The sequence below is a fragment of the Phytoactinopolyspora halophila genome (genome assembly GCF_003287285.1).
GTDB lineage: Bacteria > Actinomycetota > Actinomycetes > Jiangellales > Jiangellaceae > Phytoactinopolyspora_A > Phytoactinopolyspora_A halophila.
Map to the genome: position 1 here is coordinate 25,898 of NZ_QMIG01000030.1, position 24,299 is coordinate 50,196.

Sequence of the window (24,299 nt, forward strand, 5' to 3'; positions counted from 1 at the left end):
CCGCGCCGGGTGGCCAACCCGTCAGGAATCGAGAAGCGGAGATTCTGGGCCCCTACTAGCATGGCTTCATGGCAACCATCGAGTTCGTCACGATCGAGGTGGCCGACACCGCCGCTGCCGACCGCTTCTACTCTGCCGCCTTCGATGTCGGCGCTCGGGTACGGCTGCGCACCTCGGAGGCGCCGACCACGGCCTTTCGCGGGTTCACCCTGTCGCTCGTCGTCTCCCAACCGGCCACCGTCAGGAGTTTCATCGACAGCGCCCTCGACGCCGGCGCCACGTCGTTGAAACCGGCCAAGAAGTCGCTCTGGGGCTTCGGCGGCGTCGTCCAGGCCCCGGACGGTACGATCTGGACGGTCGCGTCGTCGACGAAGAAAGACGCCGGTCCGGCCACCCGGCAGATCGACGAGATCGTGCTCCAGCTAGGCGTCGCGGACATGGCCGCGAGCAAGCGGTTCTACGTCGACAACGGCTTCACCGTGGCGAAGAGCTACGGCCGCAGGTATGCCGAGCTCGACACGGGTCCCGTCAAGATGGCGCTCTATCCGAGACGCACCCTCGCGAAGGTCGCCGGCGTCTCGGCCGACGGCACCGGATCGCACCGGCTAGCGATCGGCAGCGACGCCGGGCCCTTCACCGACCCGGACGGATTCGTGTGGGAGGCCGCATCGGCCTGAGCCGGTGCGGCACGCTCGCGTGCCGCCAGCCCAGCTCCGTGATCCGTCCGGTAATCCATTGCGATTCGAACCGAGCGTCCGATCGCTCCCCCGCCGGCATCCACCAGGTCATGGGGCGACACATCCGTCAGTCACCATGCCTGCTCCCCTCGACTGTGTGGAACGATGTACTCGCCCGCGCGATCGCGTCCCAGTCCAGTCCCAGGCCCAACCCGGGCTCGGCCGGTGGGGCGATCGTGCCGGCGGATATGTCGACGGTCGTTGTCCGGAACCGGTCGGCGGCGTCGAACCTGCCATCGGCCGGGAAGATCTCGACGTATTCGGCGCCGGCCGCGGAGTGCGCGAGGTGTTGATGGATCTCCGGGTAGATGTGACACCCGACCGGGTAACTGCGGTCGTGAGCCTGCCGGATCACGGCCGCGGCACCGGTCAGGCCCCCGATGGTGGTGGCATCGACCCGCACAATGTCCGTGCGGCCGAGGGTGGCCAGGTCGCGCAGCACACAAGGATCGGTGGCCTCGTCGCCGAAAGCGATCGTCGTGTCGAAGGCCTCGTGGGCGAGGTCGCCGTCCCGTAGCATCTGACCCGGGTACGGATCCTCGATCCACTCGACATTCAAACCGTCGAGTGAACGGGACACCGCGCGCCCCGCGTCCACCGACCTGAGAGTCCAGATCATGTCCACGACGACGGACAGATCTGCGTCACGTGCCTCGGGCGCGACATCGTCGATCATCCGACGCATCGCGTCAGGGTCATCCAGGTAGGCGAACTTCACCGTGCGTATCCCCGCCTCAAGCGTCGACTCGACGCTGCGTCGGATATGAGCTGTCTCCCCAGTCGCAGGGAGGTAGCCGTCCACGCTCATCAACGTTGGCGATGAGCCGTCGCCTGGCCCGATGAGCTCGCTGACCGGCCTTCCCACGTGCGATCCGCAGGCGTCCCACATGGCAATGTCCAGCAAGCTCAAGCCACGCCGCACACAACTGTCATCGCTCAGGATTCCGAGCTTGCCGCTCACCCGGTGGTACGTGTCCGCCGGAGCACCAATGTCTTCGTCGAGGTACTGGGGCGCGACGATGCGCTCGATTGCCGACGCGACCGGCAGCAGCCTGGTGATCCCGTAAGAGCAGCCATGGGTCCCGGAATCGGTGATGATCCGAACGAACGTGTAGTCCCGGTCAGTGACCGTGCGGCCGCCCATGGTGACTGGCTCGATCAGCGCGAATCGAGCTTCGGCCACGTCGATCCGCTCGATCGCAGGGAAATCCGAGCTCGTCATTTCTTTGTCACCACCCGCGCCTGCTCGACGATGCGCTCGACGCTCGGCATCAGTGCGTGCTGCAGGTTCGGGGCCGCCGGTATACGCACATCGGGCGCGCCGAGGCGGGTCACCGACGCTCGTCCCATCTCGGGATGCCGCTCGCGTATCCGCGCCGCGACTTCGGCGCCGAAGCCAGCCGTCACGTTCGCTTCGTGAACGATCAATACCGTGCCCCCCGACGACGTGACGGCCTCGTCGATCGCGTCGTCGTCGAGCGGCGAGAGCCACCGCAGATCGAGGACCGACGCCTCGACCCCATCGCCGGAAAGCACCTCGGCCGCTTCCAGGCACTGTCCGAGCGTGGCCCCCCAGGTAAGGATCGCCAGGTCCGTGCCGGTGCGATGCCACCGCGCTCCGCCGATGGCCTCGTCTGGCTGGTCCGGCCAGACAGGTCCCTCGTCCTGGTACAGAACGCGCGACTCGATGAGGATGCAGGGGTCGGTATCCTGCGCCGCTGCCCGCAGCATGACGTACGCGTCGTGCTGGGTAGCCGGAAGGCCGACGTTGATTCCGGGAACGTGCGTGAGCAGTGCCTCGACACTCTGCGAATGCTGAGCGCACGATCCTGGCGTGGCGCCTTGCTGCGTGCGTACCACCATCGGGGCATGTAGCTCACCCCTGCTCATGTAGCGGACGTTCGCCGCCTGGTTGACGAGCTGGTCGAGCGCGACGAGGAGGAAATCGGCCCACATGATCTCCACGATCGGGCGCAGGCCCGCCAGGGAGGCGCCAACAGCGGATCCCAGGATGGCGCTCTCCGAGATCGGTGTGTCGAAGACGCGTTCCGGCCCGAATTCCTTCTGGAGCTTGCGGCTCACGCCGAAGATCCCGCCAGCCTGGCCGACGTCCTCGCCGTAGACCACGGTCTCCGGGCGATCCTGCAATTCGGAGCTCAACGCGAGGTTGACCGCACGCTGGTAGGTCAATTGCGTCGCTTCGCCACCCGGGCTTCGGTGACGCGTCACACCCCTCGGGCCCGCGACCACGTGCTCACGGGCGGTGTCGGGATCCGGAGCCGGCATCGCTTCCACCGCCGCCACCACATTGTCGATCTCTCGCTGTGCGTCAGCTTCCAGGCGATCCAGCGCCTCGTCTGAGGTTTCGCCGGTCTCTACGAGAGAACGCCGCAAACGTGCCAGCGGCTCGTCGTGTTCGGCCCGTTCCAGGTCGGCTTTCGGCCGGTAGTGTTGGATGTCGCGGTTGTAGTGCCCCGAGAGCCGGACCGTGCGGCATTCGAGGAACACGGGACCGGAACCGTTCACTGCGGCGGCGCGCGCCTCGCGTACGGCATCCTGCACTGCTGCCGCATCACATCCGTCGACCACCCGGGCGTCGATCCCGTAACCTGCGACGCGCTCCGTCAGCGGTGCACGGATCATGGAGTCGATCGGGGTCATCTCGGACCAACCGTTATTCTCGCAGATGACGACCAACGGGAGTGAGCGCGCTGCGGCGAACACCAGGCCCTCGTGCGTGGCGCCCTGGTTCATGGCGCCATCACCGATCGACACCACGACCGCGCTGTCGCCTTCCCGCCCCGCTTGCATCGCCAACCCACACGCAACGGGGACACCGGCGCCGACGATCGAGTTCTCGCCGTAGAAACCGTATCGGGGTGCGGTCAGGTACGCCGATCCGCCGCGGCCACCGTTCACGCCATCCGCGCGATGACAGATCTCACCGAGCAGTCCATCGAGCGGCACGCCGGATGCTATCGCCCACCCGTGACCACGGTAGGTCGCCACGACCGGATCCGCCGGAGCGAGGGCTGCGCGGGCACCGACCGGGATGGCTTCCTGCCCAAGACACAGATGCACCGAGCCTGCGATCTTTTGCTGTACGGACAGATCCAGGCATGTTCGCTCGAATGCCCGGATCACCGACATGCGACGGTACGCTTCGACTCCAGTGAGCCGTTCAGAACTCATGGACTTCACTCCACTCATCGATCTGCCGTCGCCCGCGGAGCGGAACGACGGGCGGACAAAACTCTCGCCATGCCGCGTCCGAGCAGCAGACTCAGCAGCGCCAGCAAGAGCAACGTCGAGACAGCCGCTATCACCGGGCTGATCTCGGTCTGCAGGAAAGAGAAGATACGCACTGGCAGCGTCTCTCCGTGTACACCGGAGACGAAGACGGCGATCACGATCTCATCGAACGACATGATGAACGCGAACAGCGCCGACGCCGCGAGCGCAGGACGTAGCGAGGGAATGGTGATCTGCCAGAACGTTCGGAGCTTGGAGGCCCCGAGCGTCCACGCCGCGCGTTCGAGTGTCTCGTCGAAATTCTGCACGGCGCCGGACATCACCAGCACCACGAACGGCAAGCCCAGCGTGGCGTGTGCCAGGGCCAGAGCCCACACGGAGCCGATCATTCGCAGGTCGGAGTAGACCGCATACAGGCCGATCGACAGCACGATCAAGGGAACGGTCAACGGCAACATCAGGGCGCTGCGTATCAGCTGCTTGCCCCGGAAGCGCCCGCGCACCAGGCCGAGCGCGGCCAGCGTGCCGACCGGCGTCGCGATGGCGGCGGCGAGGAAGCCGACGATGAGACTGCGCCACAACGAAGCCGTCCAGCCACCGCTGTCCAGGAACTCTCGATACCAGCGCAGTGACCATTCCGGCGGTGGGAACTCGAGAAACCGGGTCGAATTGAACGAGACAGGGACGACGATCGTCACCGGCGCGATCAAGAACAGCACCACGCCGATCGCCACGATCCACAGCAGGATCGAACTCCGCCTGCTCGACACACGCTTCGTTGCTCTCATCGCCGCACCGCCCCGAACAGCTTGTCCAGTCCGACCAGCCGGTCCATGCTGACGAACAGCACGATGGAAACAGCGGAAAGCAGCACCGCCGACGACGTCGCCGATCCCCAGTTCAGGAAGAACGTCTGCCGCTCCATGTACACCGAGAGCGTCATCTCTCCTGGGCCGCCGAGCAACGACGGAACCACGAAGAATCCCGTCGCGAGGATGAAGACCAGCATCGAACCGGCGAACACGGCTGGCAGGCTCTGCGGCAGGTAAACGCGACGGAACGCCTGCAACGGCGACGCTCCCAGCGTCTGCGCTGCCACCGTCAGGCCACGGTCTATGCCCACCATGCCGCCGTACAGCGCGAGGATCATATACGGGAGCAGGTAGTGGACCATTCCGATGATCACTGAGACCCGATTGAACAAGAGATCGAGCGGCTCGTCGACAAGTCCGAGACCCACGAGCGCGTCGTTGACGAGACCGTTGCGGCCCAGGATGACCATCCATGCGTACACGCGCACGATCAGGCTGATCCAGAACGTCGTGACCACGATCAACAGGAAGCGTCGGGCCACGTTCTCCCGGAAGCTGGTGATCAGGTAGACGAACGGGTATCCGAGCAGCAAGCACACCACCGTGGACGCGACCGAGATCTCCACGGTGATGCGCAGCGTGGACCAGAAGACACCACTCTGGAACAGTTCCTGGTAGTTCGCCAACCCGTCGCCGAAGCTGATCATCACGATTCGCACGACCGGCACGACGGTGATCGCCCCGACGAGGATGAGAGCGGGGAGCAGGAACCCGAGCCCGCGAGGTAGCCGGAACCGCCGCGCCGGCGGCGTCATCACTGCGCGAGTCGCCATTCGCTGAACCGTTCCTCGGCGGACTCGCCATGCTCGTACCACCACTGCTCGTCCTGGACCGTCAGGACCTCCAAGTTCGGTCCGTAGGTGGCGACGAAGGGGCGGGCGTCCTCGTCGATCAGCTCGTCCGTAGCCGTGTTCGTGTTGCCGTATCCCACCTGATTCGCCGTCGAAGCGCCGACCTCCGGCAGCTGGTAGGTGGCGAGCAACGCGTACGCGGATTCCGGGTTGGGCGCGCCGCGCGGGATGACCCAGTAGCTGCTGGCCATGATGCCCGCTTCCCACGCCACGCCGAGATAGTCGATGTCGTCTTCGTTCTGGGCGCCGAACGGGCGACCATTCCACACCGTGCTCATGACGCATTCGCCGTCGGCCACCAGCTGGATCGATTCTGCGCCCGCGCTCCAAAACGTCGCGATGTGCGGTACGAGCTCGTCGAGCTTTCCGATGGCCCGCTCGACATCGAGGGGGTACATGTCGTCGGCGTCAACGCCGTCCGCGGCCAGCGCGATCTCCAGGTTGTACAACGCCTGCTCGTGTATGCACCGTGGTCCCGGGAACTCCTCCACGTTCCACAAGTCGGTCACCGAAGACGGCTGCGGTTCACCCTCCGGGAACTCTCGCTCGTCGAACATGAGGATGGTCGCGAATGGCGCGTGCCCGATCCCGTGCGTCGCCACCGCCTCCGGCATCAGGTCGTCCCCGTCGCCGCCCAGCTGCTCGAAGTACTCTCGGAAGCGCTCCTGATCGAGTTCGGTGAGCAAGTCCTGCTCGACCGCCTCGAGGTACTGTCCGCCCGTCGATATCTCGGTGACGTCCCACTCGACGTTGCCGGATTCGACCTGGGCACGCAGCCGGGAAAGGTCAGCCGGAGAGCTCGTCCGAATCTCGACGCCGGTCTCGTCCATGAATCGTGCCCACCACGACTCCTCCCAGATTTCATCCACCACGCCACCCGACGTGTTCAAGTTCACCGAACCACTGAGGCTTTCGATGTCCGCGGGGCTGTCGGGTTGTTCGTTGGCTCGATCATTGCCAGACGAGCCAGCCGACGTGGGTTCACCGCATGCGGCGATCAGGCTCGCGACCGCCATGAACACGACCGGCGTTGTTGTCGCTGCTTTTTTGTTCATCAGGACTCTCCCATCCAGGTAGGTGGGTCCGCGCTACTCCGGCTTCCCAGCCCCACGCTGGTCAGCAGGCTCACGCTCGAAGACGAAGGTGTTCTCGACCGGGAAGTGGAACGCTGCTGGTTCCCCGGTCGTGATGTCGCTGTTCTCCGGCCCCTTGCACGCGACAACTCCCGTCTCCCGGGTGCGGCCCACGCCGTCGACGTAAGTGAAGGCACCGGCATATCTGATGTATTCGACGGTGAGGGCCAGCGAGTTGACGGCCGTGCCACGGGGCGGGGACGCGGTCACCGACACCTTTTCCGGGCGCACCGCGACCGTGACCGGAGCGCCGGCCGTGAGCGATCCCTGCGACAGCCGTGCCGACTCGCGTGATGCTCGAACCACTCCGAGCTCGGTATCCACGTGTACGCAATCGCTGTCCGATCCCGTCACTTCACCGGGAATGAAGTTCATCTTGCCGAAGAACCCGGCGACGAACTGGCTGCGCGGATTGCGGTACAGGTCTCTCGGCGATCCCATTTGCTCGATCCGGCCGTCGCGCATCACCGCGATCCGGTCAGAGAGAGCCATCGCCTCGTCCTGGTCGTGCGTCACGTACACACACGTCACGCCCAGACGCTGCTGTAGCTGGCGTAACTCGAGCTGCATATGCTCGCGCAGGTTCTTGTCCAGAGCACCCAACGGCTCATCCATGAGCAATACCTGAGGCTCGTACACGAGTGTGCGTGCGATCGCGACGCGCTGCTTCTGTCCACCGCTGAGCTGAGCCGGATACCGATCCCCGTGGTCGCCCAGCTGCACGGTATTCAGCACCGCGTCGACGGTTTGCCGGATCGTGGCTGCCGGCACGCGCCGCACCTGCAACGGAAACGCGCAGTTCTGGTACACGGTCATGTGGGGGAACAAGGCGTAATCCTGGAACACCACGCCCATCTCCCGCCGCTGGGGAGGCACGCTGGTGACATCCCGGCCATTCAGTAGCACCTGTCCCCGGTCCGGAAACTCCAACCCAGCCAACAGGCGCAGCACGCTGGTCTTGCCAGCGCCGGAAGGGCCCAGGAAGGTCACGAACTCCCCGGGGGCCAACCGTGCTGACACGTCGTCCAGGGCGCGAACGTCGCCGCTCTCGTACGTCTTGGTCAGGGAAATAAGATCGATCTCGGCGCCGCCACTGTCTCTCGTCTCGCCGCCACTGCCCGACGAGCGGCGCCTATCCGATTCCGGCGGCGAGGTGGACGTAATTGTCCCAGGGCGTCGTTGCATATTCTCCGTCACCTTTCGGACTCGGAGGTGCGGCCGGGCTCAAGAAGACTTCTGTCATTTGCTTGCTTTCCTGGCCGTTGGGAATTCAACCTGTCGAGATCACTGCCTCGACCGACTGCGCGACCGACCTGGTAGCCGCAATCAGAGATTCGCGTTTCTCGGTGAACCGCGAACTCGGAGCGGAGATGGAGAAGGCCGCGATCGCGAACTCGCCAGTCAGCACCGGTACTGACACGCAGCTCACGCCGGCATGGAATTCCTCTTCGTCTATCGCGTAGCCACGCTCTCGCGTACGTCCCAGTTCGTCGTCGAAAGCGTCTGGATCTGTGATCGTTGACGAGGTCAGGGGCCGCATTGGGTTGAGTTTCAAGTAGGAATCCCGCGTTTCCGGGCGGGCAAAAGCCAAGAGGGCCTTTCCTGTGGCCCGAGCGTGGGCGTCGACGTATGGACCCGAGGGCACGTCCACACGAAGTGGCTGCTGGCCCTCGATCGACGCCAGCATCCGGATCTCGGTGCCGCGCCAGGCCGCCACGTACGAGGTTTCACGCGTCAGATCGGCCAGCTGCCGCAGGGCGCCGATCATGTACTCGGGCGCGCTGCCGTCGCGGTAGAAGGCATCCGCCAGGACGAGCACCTGCGGACCGAGGACGTAGCGCGCCTGATCGACGCGCGCCAAGAGTCCCTCGTCCACCAGGGTGCTCAACAAGTGGTGGGTCGTGGGCACAGGTAACCCGAGGGCCTTGGCGAGTCCCTTTCCGGTGCCATCGGTATTCCCGTTGGCCACCGCCATGAGGAGTCGAGAGGCCCGTTCGACCGCTTGAACTCGCGTCTTGCCGGAGCCGGGATCGATCATCTCTACCTCGATTTCATATTATGAAATCTAATTTCATCTTGTTTGAGCGTAAGCATCACCAACATTGGGTGTCAAGAATTCGATCTCCGATCGCCACGGCACACGAGCAGCCTCAGCTACGACACCCGGATCGTTGGCTCCTCGACGACCGTCAATGACCACGAACGGCGGTCATCCATTGGTAACTTGGGCGTCCCAGACTGGTGCCCGATGCAGCTACCATCCGAGCCGGCATGCCTCATCCCATGCAGGATCGAGTACCTTCGTAGCTCGACCGAGACGGCAAAGTAGTATTGCCGTCGACGGGGCGGTAGCTCAGCAGGTTAGAGCAGGGGACTCATAATCCCTTGGCCGCGGGTTCGAGTCCCGCCCGCCCCACTACCTCACGGTCGCGCTGATCGTTGACGACAGTGCACACGCCCATGGAGGCGATCGCCGACCTCGACCCCGATGACGATGTCTGACGGGATCAACGTTGCCCGCCGACGGTCGCCAGCCCGCCCGCTCAACCATTTCGCAGGTCGGCGAGGCGATTCCTCACCCGTTCATGCCGATCAACACGCACCGCACCGAGGGTCGTGACGCCGCAAGCGTGCGGCACGCCGACTTCGATACCGAAACGTGCAACTATTCGCCGATCTGGCGCTGTTTCCGCGTGTGTGGGTATCGAAGTCGGCCGCGTTCCCTCGGCCGCGTTCCCTCGGCCGCGTTCCCTCGGCCGCGGTCCCTCGGCCGCGGTCCCTCGGCCGCGGTCCCTGAAGCCGGAGGCGTTCCAGGAATCAATTGGCTAGCCACCGTAGGGGGCGAGGGCCGCCGGTCCCGCGTAGCGGCCGGCATTCGAACCGGCGAGCTGGTGTTCGAGCTGCAACAGCCGGTTCCACTTCGCCGTACGCTCGGAACGCGTCGTGGATCCGACCTTGATCTGGCCAGCGCGAGACCCGACCGCCAGATCGGCGATCCAGGTGTCTTCGGTCTCTCCTGAGCGGGCCGAGATGACGGGCGCGTACGCAGCCGCACGGGCCCGCGTCACGACATCCAATCCCCCGGTCAGAGTTCCGTTCTGGTTCACCTTGACCAGCACGGCGTTGGCAATACCGTCCTCAACACCACGATCGAGCCGGTCAAGCTGGGTGACAAAGAGGTCATCGCCGAGAACCTGGATCGTTCGCAACTGTTGCGATGCGTAGCGCCAGCCCTCCCAGTCGTCTTCACCGAGGAGATCTTCCACGCTCACGAGAGGGAAGGCCGCGCACCAGGCGGCGATCTCGTCGACGAGCTCGACGGCGTCGAGCGTGCGATCTTCGGTCTCCAGCCGGTACCGCCCGTCGGCTGTCAGCAGCTGCGTGGCGGCGATGTCGAGGGCGAGGCCGATCTCCTCACCGAGTACGAGCCCACTCGCTTCGACACCCCGCGCCACGAGTTCCAGAGCGGCCCTGTTGTTCGGAAGGCGACCGGCGATGCCGCCTTCGTCGGCGACCAACGAGGCGACGATCCCCAGCTCCTCCGCAGCACGTGCGGTGCCGAGCCGGACACGACCCGCCCATTCGATGGCCTCGGCAAAGCTGGTAGCGCCGACCGGCACCGCGAGGATGTCCTGGATGTCGATAAGACCGTCGGCGTGGGCGCCGCCCGAGACGATGTTCACCATGGGCAACGGCAGCAGCGGGTCGGAGCCGATCACCTGCCACAGCGGCTGGTCGTGGCTCGCAGCCGATGCCCGGGCGGTCGCCACGGAGACGGCCAGCACCGCGTTCGCGCCGAGGCGCTCCAGGTGACGAGTGCCGTCCGCGCGCCGCAGCGCATCGTCCACGGCACGCTGGTCTCCCGCCAGGCGGCCGACGACGGCCGCGGCCAGCTCACCCCTGACGTGACCGGCAGCCGCGCGCACACCGAATCCCCCGTATCGTTCGTCGCCGTCGCGTAGCTCCCGTGCCTCGTGCCGCCCGGTCGACGCTCCCGAGGGGACGGCCGCCACACCTTGCGTGCCCTCGCTCAACGTGACGCAGCACGCCACGGTGGGCCGGCCGCGACTATCCAGGGCCTCCCAGGCATCCACGTTCGCGATCTCTGGCATCATCGCGCGTCACCCGGTGAACGGGTACGGGTGACGCCCGACCGCGTGCACCTGGCACGCGAAGATCCCTCCTGCGAGCGGCTCTGCCGACGCATCCTGACCGGGCTGCGGCATGGTGGTGATGTAGAGCGTCGACAGGTCCGGCCCTCCGAAGGCACACGAGGTCGGCGCCTGGACGGGAACGGTGACGGACGCGACCGCGCGACCGGAGGGGGTCAGGCAGGCCACCTGGCCGGCCGACCACAGGGCAACCCAGATGTTTCCCTCGGCGTCCACCGTGTGCCCGTCCGGCAAACCCGCAGGCACCGGGATCGAGTCGCTGAGTTCTCCCACTGCGCCGGTCTCCGGATCGTACGGGTATGAGTCCAGCTTCCTGGTGAGGGAGTCGGTGAAGTAGAGCGTGCGACCGTCGGGTGACCAGTCGATGCCGTTGGGAAGCCCGATCCCATCCGCCAGCAGGCTCGTACGCTCGGTGGACAGGGAGTACAGTCGGCCATGTCCCTCGCCGTCGGGCGCCGTGCTCATCGTGCCGGCCAGCAGGCGGCCGGCGGGATCGCAGGCGGCATCGTTGATCCGCCGGCCGTCCGACTCGCCCTCGAGAGTCAACAGCCGCTGCGCCCGTTCCCCGGGGTGCCAGGCCAGGACGGCTCCGGGAACCGCCACGACGTAACTCCCGGATGCGCGCAGGGCAGCGGCCCCGACGGGTACGCCGAACGACTCGCTCTCGTCCAGGCCGGTCGCGGGGTCGAACAGGTGAACCGCGCCACCCAGGACGTCGACCCAGACCAGACGTCCCGCCCGGACGTCCCACCGGGGTGACTCCGCCACCTGGGCTCGGGCGTCGAGCACGAGTTCGGCCGTGTAGCTGCGCATCGTCATCGGGCCTCCTGCTCTGCTGATCCGGATGCGTGCCCGAATACCACGAGTGGGCTTCCTGGCGGCTGCCGAAGGAGATCAATGCCCAGCTGACGGGCAGTGGCACGCTGGGGACTCGTCAAGTACTCGATCGGTGACTTGCCATCGATTCTGGCAATCAACAGGGCACCCATCTGCCGAACGGTGGAGGCGAGCACGCGTTCCTCGTCGTCTGCGGGCAGTCCGTCGCGGTAGCTCGCCAGGAAGTCGCGTGCCAGCGCCAGGTAGCGCTGTGACCATCCGGGGCGTCGCACGGACTTGAGAACGAGGTGCGTGAGGCAGAAGGCCAGGTCGAACGCCGGATCACCGACGGCAGCGCACTCCGCGTCGAGCAGCACCACCCGATGCGCTCCCACCAGGATGTTCTTGGGGCTGACGTCGCCGTGGATCACGGCACGCGGTTCGAGAACGTCGACGATCACCTGCTGCAGCTCGGCTTCGACCTCCGGGTGCATGCGCAACACTGCCCGGTAGAAGGGATCCACGCGCAGCGCGTCGAACGCCCGTTGATCGGCGAATTGCCGCATCACCTCCGCAGACGCCGCACTCGCACGATGCAGCCCGGCGAGCTGCCGGCCGAGGGCCGCCGCGACGGCCGGATCCGCTTGCCCTTCGAGCAGCTGGGACTTCCACGTGGGGAACTCGTGCTGATCGAGGAGCTCCATGGCGAAGGCATTGTGCTCCGGATCATGGCCGAGCACCCGGGGCACGACGTCCTGATGGACCCCGGCCGCGAATCGCAGCCACTCTTCTTCTCGCCGGCCGCGCTCGATGGGTGCGTGCCACGAGGCGGACACGCGCAGCGTTTCAAGCGGCCGCTTCACGCACATCCGCCGGGCGCCGACCGCGACCTCGTAGACATCGCTGCTGACGCCCCCGGTCAGCGGCTTCGCCCACACCCGCTCTCCGGGCGCCGCCGCCAGTCCCATCCGCTGGACGGACTCGACCAGCCACTCGGGAACGCCGTCCTCCCCGACCGGCTCCACGAGGCCCGAGGCCATCTCCGACCCCCTCATATCCCCGAGATACGGCGGTCGACGTGCGGCGCGTGCTCGAGCCCGTCGATGAGGTCCACACCGAGACCGGCTCCCTGCCACGGGCGAAGGGAACCATCCTTGATCAACGGCTCCTGGGTGACCAGCTCGCGGTACCACCCGTGGTAGAACGCCCGGCACGTCTCCTGGATCAAGCCGTTAGGGCTGGACATCAACAGGTGCACCGCCGCCGCGAGGCTGATCGGCCCCGTGCAGTCGTGTGGGGCGATCGGAACGCCGTAGCTGTCCGCCATGGTGGCGATCTTGCGCGCTTCGGTCAGGCCGCCCGTCCAAGCTACGTCGATAATGGCGATATCGATCGCGCGAGCTTCCAGCAAGCTCCGGAAGTTCCGCTGGCCGCAGACCGTCTCGCCGACGGCGACGGGGATGGACGTCGAGCGCGTGAGTTCCGCCAGCGCTCCGACGTTGTCCGGGCGGAGCGGATCCTCCAGCCAGTAGATGTCGTACGGCTCCAGGGCCCGGGCCAGGCGCATCGCCGCGGGCAGGTGCCACAACCCGTGGCATTCGACGAGCAGTCTCATCTCCGGGCCAACGGCCCGCCGGACGGCAGCCACGATCTCGATTCCGGCCTCCAGGGCGGCGGCATCGATCTCGGCACCACCCGTGGCTTCCGCGGCACGATCGAAGGGCCAGATCTTCATGCCCCGGAATCCGCTGTTCCACAGGTCGAGCGCCAGCTCTCCGGGGCGGGCGAGGAAGGCCGCCAGATCTTCATACCGCCCGTCGGCACGATCGGAGAGATCCAGGCCCCAGTTCTCCGACGACTGGCGCGGCTGGTCTTTGATGTATCCGCTCCCCGCACACGTGTTGTACACGGGGATGCTCTCCCGCACCGGACCACCCAACAACTCGTAGACGGGCTTGCCGGTCACCTGGCCCATCAGATCCCACAGCGCCATGTCGACGGCCGAGTTGCCGCGCATCTCCGCGCCGCTCCCCTGGTATCCGACGTACGGCCGCAGCATCGACGACACGAACTCGGGCGACGGGTTGCTCTTCCCGAGAAGCAACGGCGCCACCGACTCGTGCAGGTAGGCCTCGACCGCACGCGCGCCGTAGAACGTCTCGCCCAATCCGGTGCGGCCGTCCTCCGTATGGAGCTGTACGATGCAGACGTTCGGCTGCACGCTACTGCGCAGGGTCTCCAGCCCGACGATCTGCGCTCCCCGCTCTCCCCGGCTCGTGGGCTCAGCGTCCACCGACACCTCTGCGGGCTGACTAGGCATGGGCATCTCCACGTGCGGTCGACTGCATCAACTCGATCAATTCCGTGGCCGACATCGTCGCTTGATCGGCTTCCATGCCGACCCGTCCCCGGTCGAGAATCACGATCCGGTCGGCTACCTCGTGCGCGTGGAACATGTTGTGCGAGATGAACAGCACCGACGTGCCGTCGTCGCGGACTCGCCGGACGAAGTCGAGCACCTCCTGTGCCTGCCGCAACGACAGTGCCGTCGTCGGCTCGTCCAGGACGATGAGATCGGCGTTGAAGTGAACCGCACGAGCGATCGCCACTCCCTCGCGCTCTCCACCGGAAAGGTGCTGCACGGGGGAATCCGGACTCAGCACCTTCGATGTGAATCGCATGCCGCGCATCAACCGGTCGGCTTCCTGGCGCTGGGCACGATGCTTGACGAAGCCGAACCGATTCGTGATCTCGCGGCCCAGAAAGACGTTGCTGGTCACGGGTTGTTGAGCCGCCAGTGCCTTGTCCTGGAAGACGGTCTCGATGCGCTGTTCGCGTGCCTTGGCCGGATTCCAGTGACTCACTCGCTCTCCCCGGACGTACACCTCTCCCTCGTCGGGTTGGTGGACGCCCGCGACGACCTTGACCAGCGTCGATTTGCCGGCTCCGTTGTCCCCGAGCAACGACAGCACCTCACCGGGCCGGATGCTCATGTTGACGCCTTCCAGCGCGTACGCATGGCCGAAGTGCTTGGACACGTTCCGGAGTTCGAGTAGCGGTGTCATGGTGGACTTCCTCCCGACTCGGTTACCGAGTCAATGCGCTCTTGTTGGAGATCCGGTGTCCGACGAGGGAGAGCAGGATGACCAGCCCGTAGAAGAGCTGCGTGTAGTTGCCCGTCAACCCTGCGGAGATGATGCCCGTTTCGATGAAGCCCACGGTGGCTGCGCCCACGATGGCTCCCGCCACGGTCCCGGTCCCGCCCCAGACCGGCGTTCCGCCCACGAAGACGGCGGCGAGAACCAGCAAGAGCAGTCCATCGCCCGTCGTCGGGTAGAAGGTGCTGTTGATCGTGACGGCCAGGACACCCGCCACACCGCCGGCAGCGCCGACGTAGACGAACGCCAGCACCCTCGTACGCCGGACCTTGATGCCCATCTGGTTGGCGGCCGCCGAGTTGTCGCCGATCGCGCGGACGTGGGCACCGAACTTGTGCGCGCTGAACAGCGCGAGTCCGAGCACGGCGAGGAGCGTCGCCCAGGCCATCGGCGCCGGCAACCACGCCCATTTGGCCATGAAGATCTGCTCGAACAGCGTGTCGTGGAGCCCGATGAGCGACGTGGCCTCTCCGTCGGACAAGACCTGCACCAACCCGCGAAGCAGGAACAGCATGCCCAGCGTCACGACGAGCGACGGCAGCCCGACGTAGGTGACGATGCAACCGTTGATGAACCCCACGAACGCCCCGACCACGATGGCGAACAGGGTCGCCGCGAAGGGGTCGAGACCCTGTGCGTACGACGCCGCGAATGCGTACGCGGCGATTCCGACCACGGAGGGGAACGAGACGTCGATCTCGCCGCTGACGAATACGAACACCAAGGGCACGGCGACGATCAGGACCAGCGGAAGCGACGAGGCGAAGACCGACAGGTAGATACCAGTGCTGAGGAAGACCGCCGGCGACGTGATCATGAACGCGAGCAGCATGACCACGAAGAAGACAAGCGAGGACAGGAACGCCCGATGCCGATCCACCTGGACGCGCCATCTCGGCGGCGACGATGCTCCCTCTTCTGGGACTTCTTGCCGCTCGGTCGGTTGAGAAGCCTGAAGCGCCATGTCAGTCCTCCTTCTCGATGTGGACGGCGCCGTCCGCAGGCTCATACCGCACCGTCACCTGGCCGTTCTCCGGCTGGACGTGCCATCCGGCCCGCGATTCCAGGTCCTCGATGCGCTCGACCTGAGCAAGCGGGTTACCTCCGACCGAAATCTCTTGTGGCCGTCCGTGGTACGGCAGCGTCAGCAGGAGCGGCCGCCGGGCGTCGCCGTCGACGACGATCCGCCGGTTCTCCGGTGGACCATGCCCTGACACCGTCCACGTGTGGCCGTCGTGGTGTACCTCGAGCTCGTGGCGCTCACCGGGAAAGAACGTCAGCCGGAGTGTTCCTGCCAAGGGTTCGGTATCCGGCATCCGGCTGGCGACGACCGATCCGTCACGGACGAAGAGCGGCAACACGTCCAGGGGTGCCGCGTAGTCGACTACCTGTCCACCGGCGTGTTCCGAACCGGTCCAGTAGTCGTACCAGTGATGGCCCCGGGGCAGGTAAACCTCGCGCCCGTTCTCGTCGCTGTAGACGGGCGCGACCAGGAACTCCTCACCGAAGACGTACTGATCCTCCCACCGAGCGGCATCCGCGTCGTCGGGAAACGCGAAGCCCAGCGCCTGCATCATGGGCACGCCACTCGTCGCCGCGCGGTGCGCGTACGAGTAGATGTGCGGCATCAACTCCATACGCAACCGGGCGTACTTCCGATAGATGTCCAGGACCTCGGCATCGTCGAAGGACCACGGCTCCGTATGGCTGCCCTGGTTCCAGATCGAGAACAGCGGGCCGAACACTCCGAACTGCACCCAGCGCAGGAACGGGCCCTTGGCATGGTCGCCCCAGTACCCGCCGAGGCAGTGCGACACGTAGGGAAAGCCGGACAGGCCGGCCGACTGGAGGGCGGCGAGGACGACGGGGATGAACTCGTAGCTCGTGCCCTGATCACCCGTGATCAGTCCGGCGTACTGCTGGAGGCCCGTCCATGCCGATCGTGCCGTCAGGTAGTAATCGTCGCCACGCACCTCTTCGCACACCTGCGCCACGGCCTGGTGATAGGCCAGCGTGTACGCGCGCCCCGCCGACTCACCGTCGCTGCCGTCGGCGAACGTGGCAGTCCGGATGTCTTGCGTCTCGCCGAAGTCCGCGAAGAACCCGTCCGCGCCAGCTTCCAGCAGCGCCCGCAACCGTCTCTGGTGCCATGCGACCGCGTCCGGGTTGGTGAAGTCGATATACGCTCCCCACCAGCCCGTATACGTGCCACCGCCGACTCGGGGCACGTCGGGCTCGGCACCGACACCCGGCATGCGCTGCAGGAAGTAGCTCTGCTCCGCCCCTTGCGGGGCTACCTCGGCTGCCGTCGAAACGTACGGAGCGGTCCAGAAGACGACGCGGAAACCCCGGGAATGAAGCTCGTCGAGAAGACCCTTCAGATCCGCGTGCTTGCGAGACACGAGGTCGCCGACGTAGGTCTCCCAGTAGCCATCGAAGTAGAACGTGCGGTGGGGCAATTCGAGCGTCTCGATGCGCTCCATGTACTCGTCGAGCAGCTCACGGTCCAGCTGCCGGGGATAGGCCGGCCCCAATAGCGGCTCGTATGCCCACTCCGGCATCAGCCGCGGGTGCCCGGTCGCGCGAATATACGCCTGTAGGACGTCCCGCAAGGCCGGACCGAAGAACAGCGTGAACTCGACGTCCGGGGAGTCGAACGGGGCGAACTGCCGCACCTCGTAGCGAGCGCGCCGCTCGGCTCGGAAGTCGAACAAGGAGGCGCGGTTGCTGTTGTGCAGGAAACCGTACCCATCCGTTGACATGAACCACGGCACGGGCGCGTAGGTGAAGTCGTACTTGCTCGTCAGCAGGTCCAAGGACTCGTTGAAGACGACCTTGCCCGCCTGGTCGACCTGGTCGAAGCGTTCACCGCACCCGTAGATACGCGCACCGGGGTCGTTCGGCGTCAGGTGGATCTCGTGCGCGTCGGCGGTCCGCTCACCGAAGTGGCTGCTGGGTGAGGTGTCGACGACGGTGACGTCCACGCACGGCGGGGAACCGGGCGCGCCCACGCGGATCCGCAACGGTTCCGGGCACAGCTCGACCTGCATCGCCGCCGTGCTGTACGTGGTGAGATTGCCATCGGCCACGTCCGTGACCTCGACCGTCGACGAGGCCGGGCGCGCGCCGGCAGGAGATCGGCCGACCCGGACACGAACCGACCGCTCGTCGAGAAACGTGAGGGTGCAGTACGAATCCGTGTGCTGCCCGAGCGCCGTCCCGACGGACACCGCTACATCCGCGAATCGTGTCATCTAGCGAATCCCCTGTTCGACCGGCTCGGCCACCTCGTCGACGTTTCCCTCCGTCACGAATCCGGAGCCGGTGTCGACCTCGATGGGACCCATCCCGTACGCCTGCCGCTGACAGAGGTTCAGCACCGGCAGGTATCCCTGCATATAGGGCTGCTGATCGGCCGTGAGCTGCACATGGCCGGACTCGATCGCCTCGAGCGTGGCCGGGGTGAGATCGAACCCGACGTTCAGGATCTCACCGGCTTCCATGCCCGCCGCGTCCATGTACTGCGGGGCGCTACCGAGGACGGTACCCGGATAGACAATGAGCTCGGTATCGGGATTCTCCTGCAGGTACCCGGTCACCGTCGGCGTGAGCAGGTTCGGGTCGGTGAACGCCTCCATCGGTGGCGTGACCCGGTCGACTTCCAGGCCGGCGTCCTCGAGGGTCGTGGCAGCTGCCTCTTCGCGAACGGCTCGCGCCTGGTCGCCGAACGGCCCCATCACGAGGGCCCGTGCCGCCGAGTCCAGTTCGAGGGTGCTCAACGCTTCCTCGGCCAGCGCGATCCCCTGCTCTTCGAGGTCCGCTCCGACGAAGCCGCCACCCAACTGCTCGCGCACCTCGGGCACGTCGACGTTCTGGTACGTCATCAAGATGCCCTCCTCCTCGGCATCTTCGGCGAGCGGCATGATCGCGTCGTCCCCGGGATGACCGGTCAACGCGATGCCGTCCACGTCCCCTGCGATTGCATCGCGCAGGTCGCCCAGCATCTGTTCCGGCTCCCACTCGGAGTAGACGACTTCCACCTGCGCACCGATGTCCTCGCCCGCTTGTTCGGCTCCGTTGGCAAGGATGGGCGCGAAACCGTCGCCGGGCGAGCCACCAGCGAAGTACCGGATGGTCATGCCGTCGCACCACGCATCCGAGCTTTCCTCGGCAGTCCGCTGCTCGTCTCCCGTACACGCGGATAGCACGAGCAACCCCAGCGCCGTTCCCGCCATGGCCATCCGAGCCCGCCTCGCGGGTCCATGCTGTCGAGTCATGAGCTTCCTCGCCTTCTCGCCGGCCGCGTTCGGCGGTTGGTCTGACCGGTTAACCAGTTATACCGATGCCGGATCCGAACCGTCAAGGGTTCAGCGCTGGCGCTAGCATGGGCGAGATACGACTGGTCGGATAGATCCCGATACGGAACGGGAGGGAGACCCGCGGTGACAGCTTCCTCGGATGAGGACCGGAGCGTCGACGACGGCACCTCCGCAGCTACGAGGGGGCCGCGCCACGCCGCCGCAGATCCCCCGATCACCCGGGCCGGCTTGGCGGCCATGCTCACCCGCGAGCTACTAGACGGCACGTTGCTGCCGGGCACGATGCTGCCCTCGGAGCGTCAGCTCGCAGAGCGCTTCCAGGTTTCCCGTCCCCTGGTACGCGAGGTCCTTCGCGAGATGCAGGAGCGCGGCCTGGTCGAGGTCGTACCCGGCCGCGGTGCCTTCGTCACGGCGCCGGGGGTCATGGCGGGCATGCGCCCCATGGATGCGATCTATCGACGCCGATCGGCCACGCCCCGGCACCTGGTCTATGCGCGGACGATGCTCGAAGAGCAGGCTGCGGGCCTGGCCGCCACATCGGCGACCGCCGAGGATCTCGCGGCCCTGGAGCGAGCGCTGACCTCCTTCGACGACGCGTCGTCACTGCTCGAACGCGCGCGCAGCGACATCGCCTTCCACTTCCTCATCACCCGCGCCTCGCACAATCCGGTCATCGAGACCATGTTCGCCTCGATTGCCGGCATGGTGTTCGAGCTGATGCTGCGAAGCCTGGACGACCCGGAAACGGTGCGGCTCGGCGCCCCGCATCACCATGCCCTGTTCACCGCGATCCGCGAGCGCGACCCGGAGGCAGCCGCGCAAGCCGCCCACGACCACCTGCAGGTCGCGGAGCGTACGTACGGGCAAGACATGGACGAGCTGCTCGACACGATCGCGCGAGATCGTCTCGAACGCTTCTTCGGCCAGACCATCAACCTCGACGAAGTCATCGGCGCGGCGGTCGACGAGTTCATCCGGGCCTGACTCCCCGAATCTCCCTGGGTTGACACCTGTTGCGGCGCACCCGTACGTTGCCGGTAAGACCGGTAAGTCCGGGTGAAATGAGGTGGTCATGACGACGCGCGACATGGAAGGACTCGGTGTCCTGGTCACCGGGGCCGCAGGCGATATCGGCGCGGCAATGGGCCGGGAGTTCGCCCAGCGAGGCGCCCACGTGACGGCCGTCGACATCAAGGACCCCGACTCCGCTGCGCCGTGGCTGGACTCGATCCGCGCCGTCGGGGAGGCAACGTACGTCGAGGCTGACGTGCGCGACCGGCACGCCGTCGCCGCGGCGCTCGCCGGGGTGGAGAACCTCTACGCGGTCATCGGCAATGCGGGAATCGGCGGGTCGGCGCCGTTCCTGGAAGTCTCCGAACAGTTCTGGTCAGATACTCTCGCAATCAATCTCACCGGGTGCTTCAACGTCGGCCAGCTCGCGGCGCAAGAGCTGGTATCGCGCGGGCGCGGCGGCCGCATCGTGTTCACCGGCTCGTGGGTGCAAGACATCCCGTGGCCCGAGATCACGGCGTACTCGGTGGCCAAGGCCGGCGTGCAAATGCTCGCCCGCCAGATGGCACTCGAGCTCGCCGATCACGGAATTCTGGTCAATGTCGTGGCACCCGGCATTGTCGACGCCGGGCTCGCCAAACAGCTCAAAGACACGGACCCCGGGTACGCGCAACGGATCAAGCGTGTCATTCCCCTGGGAGACCTCCAAACGCCCGAACACGTCGCCCGGGCGACCGCGTTCCTGTGTGCGCCGGACAACGACTACATGACGGGGTCCGTCCTGCTCGCCGACGGCGGCTGCTCGCTCCACAAGGTCGACTAGGTACGGGCGATCGGGAGATCACCCGCGCTGAATCGACAGCCGAGATTTGCTGGGAGGGCCGTTGTGACCGACGAACTCACGGGGCGGACCGTGGTGGTGACCGGTGCCGCGTCAGGTATCGGGTTCGAGGTAGCCCGGAAGATGCGCGACGCGGGGGCGCTGGTCTATGCCGTCGACCTCGCGGCGCCGCAGGAAGAACTCGACGACGTCCACCACCTGACCGCCGACGTCTCGTCGCCCGCCGACGTCCAGGGCTTCATCGAGATGGCCGTCCGGGAGACAGGTGCCCTGGATGTGGTCTGCAACAACGCGGGTGTTGGCTCGTCCACCGACGTCGTCACGTGCCCTCCGGACGAGTGGGACCACGTCTTTGCGGTCAACGTACGCGGCGTGTTCCTCGGCACGAAGTACGCCATCCCGCACATGCTCCACCGGGGCGGGACGATCGTGAACACCGCCTCGGCCGCAGCGCTCGTCGGGCTGCCGCAACGCGCGGCCTATTGTGCCAGCAAGGGCGCCGTCGTCGCGCTCACGCGACAAGTGGCCGTGGAGTACGCCGCCCACGGCATCCGCTGCAACTGCGTCTGCCCCGGTACCGTCGACTCTCCCTGGGTCGAGCGGCTGATGGCCGAGACGGACGATCCCAGCGCCACCCGCGACGCGCTAATCGCGCGCCAGCCCATGGGTCGACTCGGCTCACCGGCGGAGATCGCCGAGGCGATCGTCTTCCTCGCGTCCCCGGCATCATCGTTCATGACCGGCTCGTCGATGGTCGTCGACGGCGGCGTCGTGGCCGGATAGGGCCGTGATGGCCGCGGAAACGTGACGTGATTTACACGGCCCTTCGCCGGCGGGGTGCCGACGTCTACGAGGCTCTTGCTGGATTGTGCCAGGCGAGTTCGGGGAATCGGGCGAAATCGGAGTCGGTGGAACACACACCAACCCCGTGCTCGAGCGCGAGAGCGGCGAGGTGGGCGTCGGTGACGAGATTGCCGCGGAGGTCGCCGTCGATGACCAGCCTGCTCAAGATCACTGCGTGGCGGTCGCCCGGGTGCGGTATCCACGACTGATCGGCGTCGAGCCAGTCAGAAACGTGTGACCATGCCTGCTGAGGGCTCAGTGGGTTAGCGGATACGCGGGGGTGGGTGGCGATCCGTTGGAAGGCGGTGAGCGATACCCACGGGAATCCGACCCGGCTAGGGCCGTTGAGCGCGCCTTCGAGCCAGTCCCTGGCTGGCTGGTGGAAGGCACTGCTGGCATCCACCGCATACAGGAGAACATTGGCGTCGACGATCACTCGTCAGCGCTCCATGTCGTCGAGGAGTTCTAGGGCCTCGGCGACGTTGGAGACGTCCACGCGCAGGCCAATGTTGTGCGTGCGCTGCGTGAACGGCCGCCGCTGCGGAGTGCGCTCAAGCCCGCTGCGTACCAGCTTGTTGATAGCTTCGCTCAGGCTGATGTGCTGTTCGCGCTGAAGCCGTTCCACTGCGGCCTGGACGTCGTCGTCGAGTCTCACCGTCGTCCGCATAAACATCAGGCTAGCATCACCGATGCATACATACGAGCATCAGTGATGCTGGAGATACCTACACATCCCTCCCGTCGGCGTTGTGGTGCATCTTGACCATTCAGCGCGACCCTCGGGCTTGCCTTTCTTCTCCCGACGCGAGGATGCGACAGTAATGAGCCAGCGACACGTCGTCACCCGCGGGAGTGCGCCCGATCGCCTCTTCAACGAAGCTGAATCCGGCGCGCTCCAGGCTGCGCTTGGACGGTAGATTCTCGGTCAGCGTGCGCGCCGTGAGTTCCGTCAACCCGCTGCGGGCAGCGAGCCTGGCTGCCAGGTCGAGCGCGCCCGCGGCGTGGCTCGCTCCTCGTGCCTCTGGGTGGAGCCAGAATCCCACCTCGGGGGTAGTAGCGGTCACGTCGAACATGACGAGGCTGCCGAGAAAGGAATCGACCTCTATTCATCCCTGCACGGTGATGTCGCCGCAGACCCTGAAGACGTCCTCGTCCGGGCGCTGCGATCATTGCTTGGAGAAGACTGAACTCGTGGTTCTTGTCCAGCCACCAGCCGAGGAAGGGACCTTTCATGTCCGTCGAGCTGATGAACCCGCCGGGATTGCACCAACCCGAGGCGTACCGTCAGATGTCCGTAGCCCAGGGCTCGAAACTGGTGTTCCTGGCCGGCCAGGTGGCGCGCGACGCCAACGGCCAGCCGGTCGGCACGGGAGACCTGGCCGCCCAGGTGGAGCAGGTCTATCTCAACGTCGGCACAGCCCTCGCGGAGGTCGGCGCCTCATTTGCCAACATCGCGAAGCTGACCATCTACGTCGTCGACTGGAGCGCCGACAAGAGGCCCCTTCTCAATGAAGGTGTCGCCCGGGCAGCAGCACAGCTCGGCGTCGACCCCATCAAGCCGTCCACCCTGCTGGGGATCTCCGCGCTGGCCGAACCCGACCTCATGGTCGAGGTCGATGCCGTGGCGGTCCTGGACTAGCGGCCGAGCATCATACGGAGTTGCTGAGTGGCTCGCCCGTGCCACCACGTGCCCTCTCCGCCACGTCGGAGCAGCTCCTCGAGCTCATCGCCGAGGCGGACCTCGTCATTGTGGAAAGAACCCCACGCGTCGATCACGCCGCACTCAGCCAACCCTCTCTCGGTCCACCTTCCCCAGTACGCCGCACGGGTGCCCCGGGCCCGTCGGTGCTGGCTTGTACGGTTCCGGGCATGTCGAGTCAGTCGGGTGGGGCCCATGATGCGGTGTTTCGTCGGATTCTTGGTGAGCCCGCGAATGCGGCCTCGCAGATCCGCGCGGCCGTGCCGGCCGCACTGGTCGACCGACTCGATCTGGACCGGCTCAGCCGGGCCTGCGGCAGCTTCGTCGATGCCACGCTGCGCTCAGCGAACATCCCCGGGCCACCCGCTTGCCTGCGATCATCCCGCTGGTCGTGCACCACAACCGCCGCCCATGGGCCGGGCCCACAAACGTGCTCGACCTGCTCGACCTCGACCGCGACACCACCCACGCGGCCCAGCCCTACCTGCCCCAATTCCAATTCCTGCTCGACGACCTCGCCCACCTCGACGAACACGCACTGCGCACCCGGCCGCTGACCCCGCCGGTTCGCCTCACCCTGCTGCTACTCACCATC

Annotated in this window: 24 protein-coding genes, 1 tRNA gene and 1 pseudogene; 8 read left to right on the forward strand and 18 right to left on the reverse strand. The window is 66.2% G+C overall.

The genetic code is table 11. From position 1 onward, the window contains the following. The first annotated feature begins 68 nt into the window (after positions 1 to 68). Positions 69 to 677, forward strand: coding sequence for a VOC family protein (locus DPM12_RS19560; protein ID WP_112260041.1), 609 nt, complete (start codon positions 69 to 71; stop codon positions 675 to 677). A gap of 127 nt (positions 678 to 804) precedes the next feature. On the opposite strand, the gene DPM12_RS19565 is transcribed toward DPM12_RS19560, so the two are convergent. From DPM12_RS19565 to DPM12_RS19595, 7 genes are all read right to left on the reverse strand, one after another. Further along, entirely contained in the window at positions 805 to 1,959 is a 1,155-nt protein-coding gene (locus DPM12_RS19565) for a mandelate racemase/muconate lactonizing enzyme family protein (protein WP_112260042.1), read from the reverse strand. Further along, the gene (locus DPM12_RS19570; protein ID WP_112260043.1) at positions 1,956 to 3,929 is read right to left on the reverse strand and encodes an alpha-ketoacid dehydrogenase subunit alpha/beta; all 1,974 of its coding nucleotides are present in this window, start codon (positions 3,927 to 3,929) and stop codon (positions 1,956 to 1,958) included. Before DPM12_RS19570 ends, DPM12_RS19565 begins: the two co-directional genes overlap by 4 nt. Positions 3,930 to 3,943: 14 nt before the next feature. Continuing rightward, positions 3,944 to 4,777 (reverse strand): ABC transporter permease, encoded by an 834-nt coding sequence (locus DPM12_RS19575; protein WP_112260044.1) that lies wholly within the window; start codon positions 4,775 to 4,777, stop codon positions 3,944 to 3,946. After that, positions 4,774 to 5,634: an ABC transporter permease gene (locus tag DPM12_RS19580; RefSeq protein ID WP_112260045.1), complete on the reverse strand. Its 861-nt coding sequence runs from the start codon at positions 5,632 to 5,634 to the stop codon at positions 4,774 to 4,776. Before DPM12_RS19580 ends, DPM12_RS19575 begins: the two co-directional genes overlap by 4 nt. After that, positions 5,616 to 6,767 (reverse strand): extracellular solute-binding protein, encoded by a 1,152-nt coding sequence (locus DPM12_RS19585; RefSeq protein ID WP_112260046.1) that lies wholly within the window; start codon positions 6,765 to 6,767, stop codon positions 5,616 to 5,618. The genes DPM12_RS19580 and DPM12_RS19585 overlap by 19 nt, the downstream gene beginning before the upstream one ends. A gap of 33 nt (positions 6,768 to 6,800) precedes the next feature. Beyond that, the gene (locus tag DPM12_RS19590; RefSeq protein WP_112260047.1) at positions 6,801 to 8,030 is read right to left on the reverse strand and encodes an ABC transporter ATP-binding protein; all 1,230 of its coding nucleotides are present in this window, start codon (positions 8,028 to 8,030) and stop codon (positions 6,801 to 6,803) included. An 85-nt stretch (positions 8,031 to 8,115) separates the two neighbouring features. Beyond that, positions 8,116 to 8,883 carry an IclR family transcriptional regulator gene (locus DPM12_RS19595; RefSeq protein ID WP_112260048.1) on the reverse strand — a complete coding sequence of 256 codons (768 nt, stop codon included), beginning with the start codon at positions 8,881 to 8,883 and terminating at the stop codon, positions 8,116 to 8,118. Positions 8,884 to 9,187: 304 nt separating this feature from the next. On the opposite strand from DPM12_RS19595, the gene DPM12_RS19600 reads away from it, so the two are divergent. Beyond that, positions 9,188 to 9,261 (forward strand) — tRNA-Ile (locus DPM12_RS19600). A 409-nt stretch (positions 9,262 to 9,670) separates the two neighbouring features. On the opposite strand, the gene eno is transcribed toward DPM12_RS19600, so the two are convergent. Genes eno through DPM12_RS19640 form a run of 8 tightly spaced genes read right to left on the reverse strand, consistent with a single transcriptional unit; the run spans position 9,671 to position 19,268 of the window. After that, entirely contained in the window at positions 9,671 to 10,960 is a 1,290-nt protein-coding gene (gene eno, locus DPM12_RS19605) for a phosphopyruvate hydratase (protein ID WP_211659167.1), read from the reverse strand. A 6-nt stretch (positions 10,961 to 10,966) separates the two neighbouring features. Beyond that, positions 10,967 to 11,836 (reverse strand): SMP-30/gluconolactonase/LRE family protein, encoded by an 870-nt coding sequence (locus DPM12_RS19610; protein WP_112260049.1) that lies wholly within the window; start codon positions 11,834 to 11,836, stop codon positions 10,967 to 10,969. Then, positions 11,833 to 12,873, reverse strand: coding sequence for a phosphotransferase family protein (locus tag DPM12_RS19615; protein ID WP_158542963.1), 1,041 nt, complete (start codon positions 12,871 to 12,873; stop codon positions 11,833 to 11,835). Before DPM12_RS19615 ends, DPM12_RS19610 begins: the two co-directional genes overlap by 4 nt. Positions 12,874 to 12,884: 11 nt before the next feature. After that, positions 12,885 to 14,153, reverse strand: a complete 1,269-nt coding sequence (locus DPM12_RS19620; RefSeq protein ID WP_112260066.1) for a mandelate racemase/muconate lactonizing enzyme family protein — start codon at positions 14,151 to 14,153, stop codon at positions 12,885 to 12,887. Continuing rightward, positions 14,146 to 14,898: an ATP-binding cassette domain-containing protein gene (locus DPM12_RS19625; protein ID WP_112260051.1), complete on the reverse strand. Its 753-nt coding sequence runs from the start codon at positions 14,896 to 14,898 to the stop codon at positions 14,146 to 14,148. The genes DPM12_RS19620 and DPM12_RS19625 overlap by 8 nt, the downstream gene beginning before the upstream one ends. 22 nt (positions 14,899 to 14,920) lie before the next feature. After that, positions 14,921 to 15,955, reverse strand: coding sequence for an ABC transporter permease (locus DPM12_RS19630; protein ID WP_158542964.1), 1,035 nt, complete (start codon positions 15,953 to 15,955; stop codon positions 14,921 to 14,923). Between the two features lies 1 nt (position 15,956). Next, positions 15,957 to 18,245, reverse strand: a complete 2,289-nt coding sequence (locus DPM12_RS19635; RefSeq protein ID WP_112260053.1) for a TIM-barrel domain-containing protein — start codon at positions 18,243 to 18,245, stop codon at positions 15,957 to 15,959. Beyond that, on the reverse strand, positions 18,246 to 19,268 hold the full coding sequence (locus tag DPM12_RS19640; RefSeq protein ID WP_112260054.1) for a substrate-binding domain-containing protein: 1,023 nt from the start codon (positions 19,266 to 19,268) through the stop codon (positions 18,246 to 18,248). Positions 19,269 to 19,433: 165 nt separating this feature from the next. Between DPM12_RS19640 and DPM12_RS19645 the strand changes: the two genes are divergently transcribed. From DPM12_RS19645 to DPM12_RS19655, 3 genes are all read left to right on the forward strand, one after another. Then, positions 19,434 to 20,294: a FadR/GntR family transcriptional regulator gene (locus DPM12_RS19645; RefSeq protein WP_112260055.1), complete on the forward strand. Its 861-nt coding sequence runs from the start codon at positions 19,434 to 19,436 to the stop codon at positions 20,292 to 20,294. Positions 20,295 to 20,382: 88 nt separating this feature from the next. Beyond that, the gene (locus DPM12_RS19650; RefSeq protein ID WP_112260056.1) at positions 20,383 to 21,144 is read left to right on the forward strand and encodes an SDR family NAD(P)-dependent oxidoreductase; all 762 of its coding nucleotides are present in this window, start codon (positions 20,383 to 20,385) and stop codon (positions 21,142 to 21,144) included. A 63-nt stretch (positions 21,145 to 21,207) separates the two neighbouring features. After that, the gene (locus tag DPM12_RS19655) at positions 21,208 to 21,945 is read left to right on the forward strand and encodes an SDR family NAD(P)-dependent oxidoreductase (RefSeq protein WP_112260057.1); all 738 of its coding nucleotides are present in this window, start codon (positions 21,208 to 21,210) and stop codon (positions 21,943 to 21,945) included. A gap of 64 nt (positions 21,946 to 22,009) precedes the next feature. On the opposite strand, the gene DPM12_RS19660 is transcribed toward DPM12_RS19655, so the two are convergent. From DPM12_RS19660 to DPM12_RS19670, 3 genes are all read right to left on the reverse strand, one after another. Further along, complete coding sequence (locus tag DPM12_RS19660; protein ID WP_112260058.1) at positions 22,010 to 22,441, reverse strand: TA system VapC family ribonuclease toxin; 432 nt, start codon at positions 22,439 to 22,441, stop codon at positions 22,010 to 22,012. Positions 22,442 to 22,444: 3 nt separating this feature from the next. Continuing rightward, on the reverse strand, positions 22,445 to 22,672 hold the full coding sequence (locus DPM12_RS19665; RefSeq protein ID WP_112260059.1) for a ribbon-helix-helix domain-containing protein: 228 nt from the start codon (positions 22,670 to 22,672) through the stop codon (positions 22,445 to 22,447). Between the two features lie 100 nt (positions 22,673 to 22,772). Beyond that, on the reverse strand, positions 22,773 to 23,111 hold the full coding sequence (locus tag DPM12_RS19670; RefSeq protein ID WP_342778817.1) for a GNAT family N-acetyltransferase: 339 nt from the start codon (positions 23,109 to 23,111) through the stop codon (positions 22,773 to 22,775). A gap of 125 nt (positions 23,112 to 23,236) precedes the next feature. Here DPM12_RS19670 and DPM12_RS19675 point away from each other — a divergent pair, with 125 nt between their 5' ends. From DPM12_RS19675 to DPM12_RS24375, 3 genes and pseudogenes are all read left to right on the forward strand, one after another. Further along, positions 23,237 to 23,644 carry a RidA family protein gene (locus DPM12_RS19675; protein ID WP_112260061.1) on the forward strand — a complete coding sequence of 136 codons (408 nt, stop codon included), beginning with the start codon at positions 23,237 to 23,239 and terminating at the stop codon, positions 23,642 to 23,644. A gap of 230 nt (positions 23,645 to 23,874) precedes the next feature. Next, positions 23,875 to 24,036, forward strand: a pseudogene (locus tag DPM12_RS24545) (Rpn family recombination-promoting nuclease/putative transposase); the annotation flags it as partial. Then, positions 24,015 to 24,299, forward strand: a 285-nt coding sequence (locus DPM12_RS24375) for an Rpn family recombination-promoting nuclease/putative transposase (RefSeq protein WP_425467618.1), incomplete at its 3' end; no start/stop codon positions are given. The pseudogene DPM12_RS24545 and the gene DPM12_RS24375, both read left to right, overlap by 22 nt.

Bases quoted from the DNA above. Each gene is read 5' to 3' on its own strand.
- DPM12_RS19560 (WP_112260041.1), top strand. From the start codon at position 69: ATGGCAACCATCGAGTTCGTCACGATCGAGGTGGCCGACACCGCCGCT.
- DPM12_RS19565 (WP_112260042.1), bottom strand. From the start codon at position 1,959: ATGACGAGCTCGGATTTCCCTGCGATCGAGCGGATCGACGTGGCCGAA.
- DPM12_RS19570 (WP_112260043.1), bottom strand. From the start codon at position 3,929: ATGAGTTCTGAACGGCTCACTGGAGTCGAAGCGTACCGTCGCATGTCG.
- DPM12_RS19575 (WP_112260044.1), bottom strand. From the start codon at position 4,777: ATGAGAGCAACGAAGCGTGTGTCGAGCAGGCGGAGTTCGATCCTGCTG.
- DPM12_RS19580 (WP_112260045.1), bottom strand. From the start codon at position 5,634: ATGGCGACTCGCGCAGTGATGACGCCGCCGGCGCGGCGGTTCCGGCTA.
- DPM12_RS19585 (WP_112260046.1), bottom strand. From the start codon at position 6,767: ATGAACAAAAAAGCAGCGACAACAACGCCGGTCGTGTTCATGGCGGTC.
- DPM12_RS19590 (WP_112260047.1), bottom strand. From the start codon at position 8,030: ATGCAACGACGCCCTGGGACAATTACGTCCACCTCGCCGCCGGAATCG.
- DPM12_RS19595 (WP_112260048.1), bottom strand. From the start codon at position 8,883: ATGATCGATCCCGGCTCCGGCAAGACGCGAGTTCAAGCGGTCGAACGG.
- eno (WP_211659167.1), bottom strand. From the start codon at position 10,960: ATGATGCCAGAGATCGCGAACGTGGATGCCTGGGAGGCCCTGGATAGT.
- DPM12_RS19610 (WP_112260049.1), bottom strand. From the start codon at position 11,836: ATGACGATGCGCAGCTACACGGCCGAACTCGTGCTCGACGCCCGAGCC.
- DPM12_RS19615 (WP_158542963.1), bottom strand. From the start codon at position 12,873: ATGGCCTCGGGCCTCGTGGAGCCGGTCGGGGAGGACGGCGTTCCCGAG.
- DPM12_RS19620 (WP_112260066.1), bottom strand. From the start codon at position 14,153: ATGCCTAGTCAGCCCGCAGAGGTGTCGGTGGACGCTGAGCCCACGAGC.
- DPM12_RS19625 (WP_112260051.1), bottom strand. From the start codon at position 14,898: ATGACACCGCTACTCGAACTCCGGAACGTGTCCAAGCACTTCGGCCAT.
- DPM12_RS19630 (WP_158542964.1), bottom strand. From the start codon at position 15,955: ATGGCGCTTCAGGCTTCTCAACCGACCGAGCGGCAAGAAGTCCCAGAA.
- DPM12_RS19635 (WP_112260053.1), bottom strand. From the start codon at position 18,245: ATGACACGATTCGCGGATGTAGCGGTGTCCGTCGGGACGGCGCTCGGG.
- DPM12_RS19640 (WP_112260054.1), bottom strand. From the start codon at position 19,268: ATGACTCGACAGCATGGACCCGCGAGGCGGGCTCGGATGGCCATGGCG.
- DPM12_RS19650 (WP_112260056.1), top strand. From the start codon at position 20,383: ATGACGACGCGCGACATGGAAGGACTCGGTGTCCTGGTCACCGGGGCC.
- DPM12_RS19665 (WP_112260059.1), bottom strand. From the start codon at position 22,672: ATGCGGACGACGGTGAGACTCGACGACGACGTCCAGGCCGCAGTGGAA.
- DPM12_RS19675 (WP_112260061.1), top strand. From the start codon at position 23,237: ATGTCCGTCGAGCTGATGAACCCGCCGGGATTGCACCAACCCGAGGCG.